At 53.6% G+C, this 12,668-nt stretch carries 14 protein-coding genes; 5 read left to right on the top strand and 9 right to left on the bottom strand.

What is annotated here, in order from left to right:
• Positions 1–3 precede the first annotated feature (3 nt).
• The 9 genes from ACO0LL_RS15410 to ACO0LL_RS15370 form a co-directional block, all read right to left on the bottom strand.
• Positions 4–795, bottom strand: a complete 792-nt coding sequence (locus ACO0LL_RS15410; RefSeq protein WP_422951730.1) for a LytR/AlgR family response regulator transcription factor — start codon at positions 793–795, stop codon at positions 4–6.
• 20 nt (positions 796–815) lie between these two features.
• On the bottom strand, positions 816–2,018 hold the full coding sequence (locus ACO0LL_RS15405; protein ID WP_422951729.1) for a sensor histidine kinase: 1,203 nt from the start codon (positions 2,016–2,018) through the stop codon (positions 816–818).
• 57 nt (positions 2,019–2,075) lie between these two features.
• Positions 2,076–3,545, bottom strand: coding sequence for a carotenoid oxygenase family protein (locus tag ACO0LL_RS15400; RefSeq protein WP_422951728.1), 1,470 nt, complete (start codon positions 3,543–3,545; stop codon positions 2,076–2,078).
• A 12-nt stretch (positions 3,546–3,557) separates the two neighbouring features.
• On the bottom strand, positions 3,558–3,983 hold the full coding sequence (locus tag ACO0LL_RS15395; protein ID WP_422951727.1) for a DUF2141 domain-containing protein: 426 nt from the start codon (positions 3,981–3,983) through the stop codon (positions 3,558–3,560).
• A 390-nt stretch (positions 3,984–4,373) separates the two neighbouring features.
• The gene (locus tag ACO0LL_RS15390; protein WP_422951726.1) at positions 4,374–5,132 is read right to left on the bottom strand and encodes a DUF4304 domain-containing protein; all 759 of its coding nucleotides are present in this window, start codon (positions 5,130–5,132) and stop codon (positions 4,374–4,376) included.
• 149 nt (positions 5,133–5,281) lie between these two features.
• Entirely contained in the window at positions 5,282–6,025 is a 744-nt protein-coding gene (locus tag ACO0LL_RS15385; protein WP_162044066.1) for a LytR/AlgR family response regulator transcription factor, read from the bottom strand.
• Between the two features lie 19 nt (positions 6,026–6,044).
• Positions 6,045–7,115: a sensor histidine kinase gene (locus ACO0LL_RS15380; protein ID WP_422951725.1), complete on the bottom strand. Its 1,071-nt coding sequence runs from the start codon at positions 7,113–7,115 to the stop codon at positions 6,045–6,047.
• 150 nt (positions 7,116–7,265) lie between these two features.
• Complete coding sequence (locus tag ACO0LL_RS15375) at positions 7,266–7,766, bottom strand: cupin domain-containing protein (RefSeq protein WP_422951724.1); 501 nt, start codon at positions 7,764–7,766, stop codon at positions 7,266–7,268.
• A 27-nt stretch (positions 7,767–7,793) separates the two neighbouring features.
• On the bottom strand, positions 7,794–8,225 hold the full coding sequence (locus ACO0LL_RS15370) for a carboxymuconolactone decarboxylase family protein (protein WP_422951723.1): 432 nt from the start codon (positions 8,223–8,225) through the stop codon (positions 7,794–7,796).
• A gap of 314 nt (positions 8,226–8,539) precedes the next feature.
• Here ACO0LL_RS15370 and ACO0LL_RS15365 point away from each other — a divergent pair, with 314 nt between their 5' ends.
• From ACO0LL_RS15365 to ACO0LL_RS15345, 5 genes are read left to right on the top strand one after another with little or no spacing between them, the layout of a single operon-like run.
• The gene (locus ACO0LL_RS15365; protein WP_422951722.1) at positions 8,540–9,049 is read left to right on the top strand and encodes a TlpA family protein disulfide reductase; all 510 of its coding nucleotides are present in this window, start codon (positions 8,540–8,542) and stop codon (positions 9,047–9,049) included.
• Positions 9,049–9,300 carry a DUF4266 domain-containing protein gene (locus tag ACO0LL_RS15360; protein ID WP_422951721.1) on the top strand — a complete coding sequence of 84 codons (252 nt, stop codon included), beginning with the start codon at positions 9,049–9,051 and terminating at the stop codon, positions 9,298–9,300. The genes ACO0LL_RS15365 and ACO0LL_RS15360 overlap by 1 nt, the downstream gene beginning before the upstream one ends.
• A gap of 34 nt (positions 9,301–9,334) precedes the next feature.
• Positions 9,335–10,465: a DUF3570 domain-containing protein gene (locus tag ACO0LL_RS15355; RefSeq protein ID WP_422951720.1), complete on the top strand. Its 1,131-nt coding sequence runs from the start codon at positions 9,335–9,337 to the stop codon at positions 10,463–10,465.
• A 17-nt stretch (positions 10,466–10,482) separates the two neighbouring features.
• Positions 10,483–11,376: an FAD:protein FMN transferase gene (locus ACO0LL_RS15350; protein WP_422951719.1), complete on the top strand. Its 894-nt coding sequence runs from the start codon at positions 10,483–10,485 to the stop codon at positions 11,374–11,376.
• Positions 11,377–11,399: 23 nt separating this feature from the next.
• The gene (locus ACO0LL_RS15345) at positions 11,400–12,656 is read left to right on the top strand and encodes a DUF4214 domain-containing protein (RefSeq protein WP_422951718.1); all 1,257 of its coding nucleotides are present in this window, start codon (positions 11,400–11,402) and stop codon (positions 12,654–12,656) included.
• The last annotated feature ends 12 nt before the right edge of the window (positions 12,657–12,668 follow it).

Here is a 12,668-nt window from a genome sequence, read left to right as displayed (position 1 = left end):
TGCCTACATTTGCTTGAACAAGTGCAGATAAGCACGGCTGACGAGTAATTCTTCGGGCCGCTCTTTGAGCTTGAGCAGGGTGCGGCCACGAAAGTCACGCGTGGTGCCTGCTATGTGTTTGACGGCGACTATCGTGCCGCGATGTATTTGCCAAAAGCGGCTGGCATCGAGGCCATCCAGCAATTCTCTGAGCGGCATGCGTATCAGTGACTCATGCGTGGCTGTGAAGACAGATACGTATTTGTCATTCGCCTCGAAATAAATCACTTCATCGATAGAAATCAGCCGGATGTCATTGCCATGTGCGGCGCGTATCCATTCCAGGCGGCCCGGTGTGGCAGCAGGATTCGTCGCTGTCATGGATGTCATGGCGGACATCAGCCTGGCAAGTACATCTGCAGCAGGTGCTGTACCGTCTGCTTCTGCCGCAGCTAGCTGGCGCTTGAGTTTTTCTACACAACGGCCCAGCCTCTCTCTGGTCGGAGGCTTGAGCAGATAATCGACAGCCTCGCGCTCGAAGGCATCGACCGCATACTGGTGGTAAGCAGTCACAAAAACCATCAGCGGTGCAACCTTTGCAGCTTGCAATTGGCTGGCCAGTTCCAGCCCGCTCATGCCCGGCATGCGGATATCCAGAAAGGCGATGGAAGGTGAGAGTTCGTTGATCAGGCGCAAGGCATCTGCACCGTTGTAGGCCTCGGCGATAATCTTCAGCTCAGGCCAGAGCACTGCCAGCTCGGCTTTCAAAAAATTGACGAGGGTGATTTCGTCGTCTGCTATGAGTGCGGTAGGCATGTTTTTATCGTGACGTAAATTCAGGTGTGCGTTCTGGCTGTTGATGGCAAGGGCAGATGCAGGCTCACGCTGACGCCGCCTGCGGCATTTTCCGTAATGTTCAAACTGCCTTGCTTGCCATACAGTGCTGCTATGCGTTCACGCAAGTTAGCCAGGCCTACCCCGCCACCTGGCTTGCTGCTGGCAACAGTCTGGAAACCAACGCCGGTATCGCTGATAGTGACATGCAGATGATCTTTCTCTACGTGCGCTTTCAACAGGATTTCGCCACCCTCTATCTTGGGCTCCAGGCCATGACTGATGGCGTTTTCAACGACAGGCTGCAAAAGCATGGGCGGGATGGACAGGCTGGCAGCTTGGTCTGACATTTCTATGCGGTAGCGCAGGCGTTCACCCATGCGCAGCTTCATCAGCTCCAGATAAGCGCTGATCGTATCGATCTCGCCCTGCAGCAGGGTATCGCTGTCACGGCTGGCCGACAAGGTCGCGCGCAGGTAGTCGATCAGACGTTCCAGCAAGAGGCGGGCACGCGCCGGATCAGGCTGTATCAAACCTACCGCATTGGCCAGGGTATTATACAAAAAATGCGGCTCCATCTGTGCCTGCAACATGCGTAACTGCGCCTCAAGCGCACGGCGCTCTGACTCCAGGGCGCGTCGCTGTTCTGTCGCGATTTTTTCCTTGTCGCGCAGTTCACGTTCCCTGACCAGATAAGCAAACACGAGCACGCAGGAAACCAGTACGGACACGATGCCAAAGTTCAGGATAACGCTGGTCTTGAAATAATCCAGGCGCAATGCTGCAGGATTGATAAGCAACACCGCCAGGAAATAACCCACAAAGACACCACAACTGGGCACGATGAGGTAATACGCCGTCCACTTCCAGCCACGTATATTCTCTATCCATGGCCGCAGCAAAAAAGAACTGAGCGCAAACAGGATATGGATGGAATACGAAATCGACATCGCGATGACCAGATTATTCCAGAGCTGCGCAAAAAAAGTTTCACGCGACAGGTTATACGCATACAGGGCGAAAAAGAACAGGGCAAAGCCCAGGCCCAGTATGAAGGTATAGACGAGGTCGCGCAAAATACCCGGCTGCCAGCGGCGAAAAAAGGCTATCAAGGCGAGGGGATGGTCATCGGCCCCTTGCTTGCCAGGCGAAGTGCTGACTGGCTTGGCCGGGATGGCCGGTTCGGCAGGCATAGGTTTCATCATGACAGTCTAAATAGGTGGACGGGGGCTGGCAAGTCTGGCCCCCGCTTAAGGGCAGACTCAGGCCGCCAAAAAATTACCATGAAAACATAGCGGTGCCGCATAAGGCAGGCGTGCCCTGGCCACCGGGCCTTGCGATAAATGTGCACCGTCAAACACGCTCAGCGCCGTCTGCGACTTTTTCACATCGTAAGCCACACCGAGCAACCATACCCCCTTGCCACCCTGCTTGGGTACAGGTATGTGTTCTTCAACTACCCAACCCTGGCCATAGTTGTATCTGTCATGACGGCCAGTTTCCATGTCGATGCTGGCGATGCCTGTCATGCCAAATTCTGGCGATTTGTCGCCGGTAGTCACGAACAGTTGACGGTTGCGCAAACCCATATCGACTGGTGATACGCGGGGAAATTCTGTCACGCTCATCAGTTTTTCGCTGCGTGACGTGCCCTTGTTCAGGTCCAGGGTGATAAGTAGCGTATCAGCATTCTGCAGCTTCCCGGTGTCGCCACGCATGATGCTACCGAGACCCCTGAGGCTGCTGTCGTCTGCCGCCATGCTGGCATCCAGGCGTATGGTATTGCCTTCGTCCCAGCCATTACCGGAGTGAAAGACCATGCCTGCGGGCATTTCTATAATGCGGCGCAGGCTGAAATCTGCACGATCTACCACCACTGCACGCATGGGGCGCTGGCCATTCCATACATGTGAGCCCAGATAGCTCTGGTCCGGCGAATTGCGCAAATCAAACGGTGGTACCAGGAAGACCATGTACTTTGCCGTTAACACGAAATCATGCACCATGGGCAATTGCGGTACATTGACCATGCCGAACTTGCCCAGACTGCCGTCGGCATCTATGCGCCACAACAGCAGTTTGTTGGCACCCGCTGCGACACCAAAATTCCACAGCACACCATCTGGTGAAATCCTGGGATGGGCAGAAAATGGCATGGCAGCCAGATCATCGCGCCAGGTCTTGATACCCTCGGTCGCCAGGTTAACCGGATTGAGCTCTGTGGCCGAGCCGCCTTCCCACAAGGCATACAGCTTGCCTGCATGTGGCACGGCATTAGTGTTGGCGGTATTGACCGTATCATTATTACCTACCGGACGGCGGCTAAAGCCGGTACTAAAAGCAGGATACAGAAACTGCCCAGCGGCAGACTCTTCGACAAATTTTTTGGTACGCACGAAATGCGCCTGATGCCGTACCCGGCCTTGCTCCATTTGCCACGCATGTACCATACCGTCGCCGTCAAACCAGTGGTGATAGCGCTCATCACCGAGCTCAAAGCGCGCCGGGCCATTGCGGTAGAAAGTGCCGTTGAGCCCGGCAGGCCAGCGGCCTTCAACCACTGCCGCGCCGCCCGGCAAGTCGGATTCCCGACTCTTGAGCGCAGCCAGGCGCTGGTGGGCTGGCAGGCTCGCCATAAAGGCATCCCTGGTTTCATCTGCATATGCTCCGGCTGGCAGTGCTAAGGCTGGCAGTGTTGCCAATGCGCTGCGCAAAAAATGGCGCCTGTCCATGATGTTTATCCCTTAACGCAGTTTGATGGAAATGAGCTTGCCAGCATCCGGTACTCGCACCTGCGACTGGGCAAAGCTAGGTGGCCCGTAGCTGCCCGCGGCATCATTGCTGAAGCCATAAGGCTCGACCGGCATGCCTATGAGATTGGTATCGAGCTTGCCATTGCTGTTCTCGTCCTGGAATACGCTGAGCGCATAATCGCCAGCCGGTAAACCGGCAATCAACAGTTTGACCTTGTCAGCCTGGGCATCGACAGCCGCTACCTTGTAAGGCTGTTTCAGGAAATTTTCTGATTTGTCATACACAGCGACCATAACCTTGCCTTTGGCGCTCTTCAGGCCTGTCACTTCTACCGTCAGCTCTGCTGCCTGCGCCATGCCTGTCACTGAGGCCATTGCCAGTGCCGCGAAAATAATGGATGGAAAATAGTGTTTCACAGTTTGTCTCCTGTAGTTTGCATCGCCACTTGCGATACACGTATCTTGCCGCGCTTGCGGCGGGCTTGCCGGGGTATGCGACGAAGGCAGACCCGGAAGGCGCGAATTGCTTACCTGGTTCGCGAACTGCTGCAGGACTAGGAGAAACCATGCCCGTAGGAGCGGCTTTAGCCGCGAATGGTTGATACAGACGGGGATACGTCGTGGTACGGAGCATTGTTCGTGACTGAATTTATCCTAACCGTCTCTTTGTAAGCGGTGAGCTAGGGACGTAATTTTCAGGAAGATTACGTCGCAGATGGATCGGTTACGCAGTTATACCCATTGCTATCGGTCGCGATCGGCAAAAGCAGACGGTTCACCTTCTGCCATGTCGGGTGTATTACTCGGTTATGTACCGGATGGCCAAGGCACAGTAGGAGAAACTGGAATACCAGACGGGTCGAAACCATTGTCTGTTATCCATTTTCGAATCGCAGTCGCCTTAGCAACAGGCAACTTCCCTCCAACTTCGGCGATAACGCGGTTACTGGCCTCCCGGTCGTTAAGCAATATCGCTGCCGCAATTCGATCGGCAAAGGACGGGCCGATGAATGCTGACTGGGTACCATCGCGTAATACCTTCAGGTCGCTCCTGAGTTCAAACCATGGAAACGCGTGCGAGACGATAGCTTCAGACAACTGTAGTGCGACCAAGTCCAGCGAAGTACCGCTCTTAATATTGATTTGGCGATGCTTTGCCAAGTCGGTCTCTACTATTTTGTTTCCAGAAAAGAACCCGTGGAACAGTTTTCTCGGTAAAACCCCTTCGAGGCGCTCTCGATACTGACCACTAGACTCGTGCGGTTTTTCGGCCCAGTCGGCGATCCATTCGTAGCTTTGAATTTTTGATACTTCGCGACAGACGCAAGGGAACTGCACTGACAGGTTAACAAAGAATGCGCCATAGGCCCCTTCGTTCCACTTGTTTCCTTGCAAGTTTATGATGTGCCAACTCATGTCGGGACCTTCACCAATGGTGGCAACCAAGTCTCGCCCCTTCCTGGTATAGCCATGAGGCGCCAAAGATAGCCCTAATAGCTTGGCGACGTAGTCGATCTTCTTACCGATCTTATCATCGTCTTGCGGTGGAGAGAGGACACGGGCCATAGGCTCTGAAATGCAAAGATAATGCCGATTTATAGCATATGTGTTGTTGATCGTGCTGGAATTGTAACGGGGTTAGGCGGCGTTGATAATAACGCCGCTGGCGCACCGCTTACTTTCCCTTGAAGCAGGAGGGGCAAAAGCCCCAAAACTCAGATGGACATATCCCGCAACATGCGCGAAGCCTCGCGATTCGCCAGCAAGACACTGCCATCGCGCATATGCAGGCGTAATTGTGATTGCTCGTCAGCCTTCATGGATTCGACAAAATCCAGGTTTACCAGCAGCGAGCGGTGTATGCGTATGAAGCGTGCCGGGTCGAGGCGGGTTTCGAGTTCGGTAATGCCCAGCCTGACCAGGTGGGTACGGTCACCGACGATGATGGCGGTGTATTTGGCATCGGCCTTCAGGTAGGCGATGTCGTTCACATTGACCGGGAAAATATGGCCACGGTCGCGCACCAGTATGCGCTCAAGCCTGCTGGTTTCACGGCCTGCGGCGAGATTCAAGGCATGTTCCATGGCTTGCATTGATGGCGGGGCATCCAGCAGGCGATCTACTGCCGCATCAAAGCGCTCACGGGTAAAGGGCTTGAGCAGGTAATCCACCGCATGCAGTTCAAAGGCGGTCACGGCATACTGGTCATAGGCGGTCGTGAAGACGATTTCTGGCAAATGGCTGAGACGGCGCAAGACTTCAAGACCCGTCATTTCGGGCATTTGTATGTCCATGAAGACGACATCGGGTTTCAGCAAATTAATTTGCGCAAGGGCCGTAACGCCATCGGCAGCTTCACCGATGAGGCTGAGTTCTGGCCTGTCGCTGACGGCATCGCGCAAGACTTCGCGGGCCAGGGGTTCATCTTCTGCAATGAAGGCGGTTTTAATTTTACTCATGATTTGATACGTTCAAGCGTCACATCGAGGAGATAGGAATGGTCAAGCATATTTCAAAACCTTGTCCAGGTGCGGTATTTATGCTGAAACTGGCGCGCTTGCCATATTCAAGCTGCAAGCGGCGCTCTACGGTTTTGACACCTATGCCGCTGGAGGCATGAACATCGGCCAGCTCCGCGCCGGGGCCATCATCCCGGATGGTGATTTCCAGCTCGCCATGCAAGGCCTTGAGCCTGGTCTTGATGAGCAGATTACCCGGCTGGCTGCGCGGGTTGAAGGCATGCTTGATACTGTTTTCTACCAGTGGCTGTATGGTCAGCGGCGGGATGCCAAAGCCACCCGCCATGTCATCAAGCTGCCAATCGACATTGAGCCTGTGGCCAAGGCGCAGGGCTTCCAGATTCAGGTAATCACGGACGAAATTGAGTTCATCTTCGAGAGCGACATGGGTAGTACCATTTTTCTCGGTATCAAGCACATAGCGCAGCATGTCAGAGAAGCGGAACAATGCGGCCTCAGCCGCCTTGCCATCCTTGCGCATGAGGGCGATGATGGAATGCAGGGTATTAAACAGGAAATGCGGATTGAGCTTATTGCGCAGGCTGGCCAGCTCGGCCACCACCAGCAAACCCTGGGCCTGGGTCGCAGCCAGCACCTGCACGCGACGCGCTTCGCTGGAACGCACGGTATGAAAAATAGCCGCGACCACGCCATACATCATGAGGCTGTACAGGAAGGGCCAGATATAGGCACTCAGGGGCCGGACTGCTTCGATTTCCCTGACGTGCACGATCATTTGCATGAAACCACTGACCGCGTAGTGCCAGAAAAACCCGAATACTACCGACAACAGGATATGGGTAAACACAATACTCAAAGGCCGCAAACCCTTGCGCTCCATCAGGCCGGTCATGGGCCAGATCAACGCCAGGGTCAGGGCTGCAGGCAAGGTATTGATTTCTGAATACATCGCCAGTTGCAAATCAAACTGGCCTTTGGACAAGCCGTCAATCTGTATTGCGAAGGCAATCAGTATGGAATACGCTATCCATGCCAGGGTATAAAAAAGCCACATGCGGCGCATCGTCATCCTTTCCATCAAGCTGATGCAATGACAGGAGTATCCGGCAATTCTTGCCAGACTGCCACTGTCATGACACCAAATGAGGAATTAAGGAGCTTAAATGTACTTAAGGGCGCTTAAGGCGCTTAAGTCGTTTAAGTGCATGCCTGCCTGTGATTAATCCTTCTCACGTTCCCAGTATTCCAGCGTGGCTGCCTTGTCATAGCCCTCGCCAGCCAGCACCACACTGATGCGGTTGCTATCGGGATACACAATCACATCATGCGGATTGCGTTCGCCTATAACCAGGTAGCGGCATACTGCATCGGTATGATTGAACAGGCTGTGACCAACCTTTTGCCCCGCCGGGAATACCATGTAGTCACCGGCTTTCATGATGTAGGTCTGATCGCCCATGCGCAGGGTCAGGCTGCCGTCCAGCAGCATCATCTGTTCTTCTTCCAGATAATGATAATGGTTGGGGCAGGCAAGTTTGCCGGGCGATAATTCTTCCAGGCTAACGCCTACATGCTGGCAGCCGCCATATTGGCCTAGCTGGCGATAACGTGAACCAAAACTCTGGCCGTGGGAATATTCATCCCATGGCACATCGTCCACCGCAAACGGACGGGTTATCCCGTCTTCAGTGAGTGCGATGGCTTTTCTTTTCTCTGTCATATCTGCTTCCTCAGGAATATCAGGTGGCTATACGTGATCCGGCTGGTATGCGTCTACTTTTCCCATCTCCAGCAAGACTTCGTGGGCGGAGCGGTAAGCGTCGATCGCCAGCGGCATGCCGCAATACACACTGGCATGTAATAGTACTTCTTGTATTTCTTTCATGCTCGCGCCGTTATTGACGGCACCGCGTACATGGCCCTTGATCTCGTGTGCGCGTCCCAGGGCGGTCAGCATCGACAGCGTGATCAGGCTGCGGGTTTTTAAATCCAGGCCATCGCGACACCAGACCGTGCCCCAGGCATTGCGGGTGACAAATTCCTGTAGCGGTGCGGTAAAGGCATCAGTATTGCTGAATGCCTTTTCGACAAAGGCCTCGCCCATGACTTGCTTGCGTATTTGCAGGCCATCGTCAAATTGTTGATCTGTTTGCTGGTTCATCGTTGTTGTAAACTCCATTGTTATCTTCCATGAAAGGAATGCTAGCCAGATCAGTAGGTAAGGTCAAAACAGCAATGTAGTTTGTTGTTTTTAGGCTGTCATATTGTTTTCAATAGACAATATATTAATTTAGCAACTTGTTTGAGGGCAGACTTGTTTTAAGTACATTTCCCCGTTACAGTTCATTACAGAAAACCCGCTATCTTTACCAAAGCCAGGATTTATTTGTCCTGCGCTGGGCTTATGATGGATGTAAAACACCAGTTGCCTGCGCTCATGCTGATCCCAAGCTGAGATGGCACTGGCAAACACTTATCCTGCAAGGCAGCTCCATGACATTGTTGAAAATGAAGATAGCAGCAGCGGCCGCATCACTGGCTATCGTCACTGGTACCAGTCTGCCAGCGCTGGCGCTGGAAACCGGCAAACCCGCGCCGGCATTCAGTGCCCAGGCTGGGAAGGGCAATGTACAGCTGGCTGATTATCGCGGCAAAGTGGTCTATCTTGATTTTTGGGCATCCTGGTGCGGGCCGTGCAAGCAATCCTTCCCGTGGATGAATGCCATGCAAAGCAAATATGGCGCACAGGGCTTGCAGGTAGTGGCGATCAACCTCGACAGCAAACCCGAGGAAGCACAGGAATTTCTGAAATCCACGCCTGGCAATTTTCAGATAGCCTATGACCCCAAGGGCATCATGCCGCGTCAATATGAAATCAAGGGCATGCCCAGCAGTGTATTGATAGACAGGGATGGCAAGATCATTTCGCAACACGCAGGATTTAACGAAGCCAGCAAGGCAAAAATTGAACAGGCGATCATCAGCAGTCTGGGGAGTAAATGATGAAACAATTCATAACCAAGAAATTTCTGGGCAAACTTGCCCTGCTGGGCCTGGTCCTGTCCTGCAGCGCCTGCGGCAATATGCAACTGGTACAGGCGGTGCAACCCTGGGAAAAAGGCAAGCTGGCAAAAAAAGAAATGACGTTTGACCACGACCTGCTGGAAATCAAGTTCGCCGAGCACACCTATTCGAGCAAGGAATCTGCCTTTGGCGGTGCAGGCGTTGGTGGTGGAGGCTGTGGTTGCAACTAAAGCATAAGACATAAAGCATAAGGCATAAACAAGCATGAAAGCGCCCACTTCCAAGACTCCTGACAATCTCGCCAGCACCTTGCTGGCCGCTGCACTTGCCTTGCCGATGATGCAGGCAGCGCATGCAGAATCAGCGCCGGACAAGGGTCTCATCAGTCTCAAATTACTTGATTACAAAGACAGCCAGCCCGGTGAAGACCGCGTCAAGGTGCAGGCCAGCGCGCTGAAGATCATGGCGCCCTTGTCGGATGAATGGTCGGTCGGCGCGACTTATGTGACGGATAGTATCTCCGGTGCCTCGCCCGCCTTCCATAGCTATGGCCTGGTCAAGCTCAGGGATTTTCGCCGTGCACTCGATGCTGAAGTCACCCGCTATTTCGCGCACCATACACTGACCCTGGGTGCCAGTGCATCGAGCGAATCCGATTATATTTCGCGTGGCATGTCGCTGCAGGGCAGCCAGTTCAGTGAAGATAAAAATACCACCTGGACTGCGGGCCTGGGTTTTGCCAATGACACTGTCAGCGCTTCGACAGGCAGGATCAAAGGACAAAACAAGCAGGTGACTGATGCCCTGCTGGGCCTGACTCAGGTCATGAGCATGAATGATATTGTGCAGGTCAATTTCAGCCTCGCGCATGCCAAGGGTTATTTGTCTGACCCTTACAAGGCTTTTGACAAACGCCCGGATGAGCGCAACAGCTATACATTGCTCACCCGCTGGAACCATCATTTCGATGGCACGGGCGGTAGTGCACGTGTCAGCTACCGTTATTTTGGTGATAGCTGGAAAATCAGATCCCATACCTTCAATCTGGAATATACCCAGCCTTTTGGCAAGGGCTGGAGCGTGACGCCGCTCGTGCGTTTTTACAGCCAGAGCGCAGCCAGTTTTTATGTAGATGCGCAGCCTGACATTTATCCATTTGCCCCCAACCCGCCAGATGGTGCACAAAATTATTCTGAAGACCAGAGGGTCTCGGCCTATGGCGCACGCACTGTCGGTATCAAGCTGGCCAAGCAGATCAATGAAGACTGGCAGGTTGACGTGAAATTTGAGCAATACCAGCAACGTGCTTCTTACCGTTTGTTTGGCAGTGGCAGCGCGGGACTATTGCCGTTTGATGCCAAGACCATACAGCTTGGTTTGTCGCGTCAGTTTTAGTGAATGAATTTGGTTTTATGCAGATTTACCGTATCCCTTTCAAGGCCATGGCCAGCACCTGTGAAGTCGTTATCGCCGATACCGATGAACAGGCGATGTTTGCCAAAGCACAGGAAGCGATTGCAGAAGTGCGCAGGATAGAAGTCAAGTATTCGCGTTACAGACCAGACAGCATAGTCTCGCGCATCAATACCCAGGCGGGTGGTGATGCCGTAGTCTGTGATGAAGAAACTGTCGCCCTGTTTGATTATGCCCAGGCCCTGCACCAGGCCAGTGATGGCCTGTTCGATATCACGGCAGGCATCTTGCGCCAGGCCTGGGATTTCAAGAGCCAGCGGGTGCCGGCAGCAGATGAATTACAGGCCTTGTGCCAGCGCATAGGTTGGGCAAAGGTGGAAAGAACCAGTAACAAGCTCAGACTGCCGCAGGCTGGTATGGAAATCGATTTTGGTGGCTTTGGTAAAGAGTATGCGGCAGACCGGGCAGCGGCGGTGCTGGAAGCCGCAGGCGTCACGCATGGCTATGTGAATCTCGGTGGTGATATACGGGTGCTGGGGCCCAAGCCGGATGGCCAGGCCTGGGTTATGGGCATACAGGACCCGCGCCAGCAAGACAAGATCGCGGCCAGCATCCCGCTGACATCAGGGGCACTGGCTACCAGTGGTGATTATGAAAGATATTTTGAAGCAGGTGGCCAGCGCTATTGCCATATCCTGAACCCGCACACTGGCATGCCGGTGCGGCACTGGCGCAGCATCAGCGTGCTGGCTCCTTTGACGGCACTGGCTGGCAGTTGCACGACAATAGGCATGCTCAAGGAAGCTGATGCACTGACGTATCTGCAGCAAACCGGATTGCGTTTTCTGGCAATAGACCAGCAAGGCATAGTACACACGCAGGCTGCGGCCTGAACCGAGAATTTGAGGAGTGCATCATGGCAACCATAGTAGGCGACGACGGCAATAACACCTGGACCGTCATTAATCCATCGACGTTTACGCTCGATGGCAAGGGTGGTGTTGACACGCTGATTCTGGGTACTTCCTTGCGTTCGGAGTACAAAATTACGCTAGCGGCAGATGGTTCTGTGCATGTCGATACTCTCTCTGGTGCGAGTGGCGAATTGCATGCGACACTGCTCAACATGGAGCGTTTGGTCTTTAACAATGGCAAGGATGTGCTGGACCTGCTGAGTTTTTTTGGCGATACCACACCGCCTACTGTCATCAGCTTCAGCCCGGCCACGCTGGCGACCAGTGTCTCCACCAATAGCGATATCGTGCTGACCTTCAGTGAGACTGTCACCGCTGGCAGTGGCACCATCAGCCTCATGAACGCCGATGGCAGTGTGGTGGCCAACTACAACATCGCACAAAGCAGCAATGTGACGATCAGCGGCAATACCGTGACCATCAACCCCACCAATGATTTGAATAATGGCAGCACTTACAAGCTGAACATACCTTCTGGTGCAATCAAGGACGTGGCTGGTAATAACTTCATTGGTACCAGTAGTTATTCCTTTACCACGGTGGCCAAGGCTGTGCCAGGCGGCATTGTAGGTACGGCTGGCAATGACACCCTGACAGGTACGGCAGGCAATGACAGTTTCAACGGCCTGGCCGGAAATGACATCATCAATGGCGGCGCAGGCATGGATACTGCGATTTATGCAGGCAAGCGGGCTGACTTTAACATCACTGCAGCGGGTGCCAATTTTACTGTGCAGGATAAAACCGGGGCCGAGGGTACGGATACGGTGAACCAGGTAGAGCGCCTGCAGTTTGCCGATATGTCGGTCGCGCTGGATATCAATAGCACCGCTGGCGTGGCTTACCGCATTTACCAGGCGGCCTTCAACCGCACGCCAGATTTGCCAGGCCTGGGTTATTGGATAGGGCAGATGGACAAGGGATCAAGCCTGAACCAGGTAGCTGCCAGCTTCGTCATTTCCGCCGAGTTCAAGCAATTGTATGGGGCGAATATCTCTGACAATGCCTTCCTGACTGCCCTGTACAGTAATGTGCTGCATCGGACGCCAGACCAGGCGGGCTTTGATTACTGGAATGGGCAAGTCAGCAAGGGCATGACAAGAGCCGACATACTCGCCAGTTTTAGCGAGAGCACCGAGAACCAGGTACAGGTGGTTGCCAAGATACAGAACGGTATAGATTTCATTCCGTTTGGCTAAGTTCTTTTCAAC

The sequence above is a fragment of the Undibacterium sp. TC4M20W genome (assembly GCF_049340245.1).
GTDB lineage: Bacteria > Pseudomonadota > Gammaproteobacteria > Burkholderiales > Burkholderiaceae_D > Undibacterium.
The sequence above is the reverse complement of the archived record's forward strand: the minus strand, read 5'-3'. Positions and strand labels throughout refer to the sequence as shown.

Excerpts from the sequence above, each read along its gene's own strand:
- ACO0LL_RS15410 (WP_422951730.1), bottom strand. The coding sequence starts at position 795 with ATGCCTACCGCACTCATAGCAGACGACGAAATCACCCTCGTCAATTTT.
- ACO0LL_RS15405 (WP_422951729.1), bottom strand. The coding sequence starts at position 2,018 with ATGATGAAACCTATGCCTGCCGAACCGGCCATCCCGGCCAAGCCAGTC.
- ACO0LL_RS15400 (WP_422951728.1), bottom strand. The coding sequence starts at position 3,545 with ATGGACAGGCGCCATTTTTTGCGCAGCGCATTGGCAACACTGCCAGCC.
- ACO0LL_RS15390 (WP_422951726.1), bottom strand. The coding sequence starts at position 5,132 with ATGGCCCGTGTCCTCTCTCCACCGCAAGACGATGATAAGATCGGTAAG.
- ACO0LL_RS15385 (WP_162044066.1), bottom strand. The coding sequence starts at position 6,025 with ATGAGTAAAATTAAAACCGCCTTCATTGCAGAAGATGAACCCCTGGCC.
- ACO0LL_RS15380 (WP_422951725.1), bottom strand. The coding sequence starts at position 7,115 with ATGACGATGCGCCGCATGTGGCTTTTTTATACCCTGGCATGGATAGCG.
- ACO0LL_RS15375 (WP_422951724.1), bottom strand. The coding sequence starts at position 7,766 with ATGACAGAGAAAAGAAAAGCCATCGCACTCACTGAAGACGGGATAACC.
- ACO0LL_RS15370 (WP_422951723.1), bottom strand. The coding sequence starts at position 8,225 with ATGGAGTTTACAACAACGATGAACCAGCAAACAGATCAACAATTTGAC.
- ACO0LL_RS15365 (WP_422951722.1), top strand. The coding sequence starts at position 8,540 with ATGACATTGTTGAAAATGAAGATAGCAGCAGCGGCCGCATCACTGGCT.
- ACO0LL_RS15360 (WP_422951721.1), top strand. The coding sequence starts at position 9,049 with ATGAAACAATTCATAACCAAGAAATTTCTGGGCAAACTTGCCCTGCTG.
- ACO0LL_RS15355 (WP_422951720.1), top strand. The coding sequence starts at position 9,335 with ATGAAAGCGCCCACTTCCAAGACTCCTGACAATCTCGCCAGCACCTTG.
- ACO0LL_RS15350 (WP_422951719.1), top strand. The coding sequence starts at position 10,483 with ATGCAGATTTACCGTATCCCTTTCAAGGCCATGGCCAGCACCTGTGAA.
- ACO0LL_RS15345 (WP_422951718.1), top strand. The coding sequence starts at position 11,400 with ATGGCAACCATAGTAGGCGACGACGGCAATAACACCTGGACCGTCATT.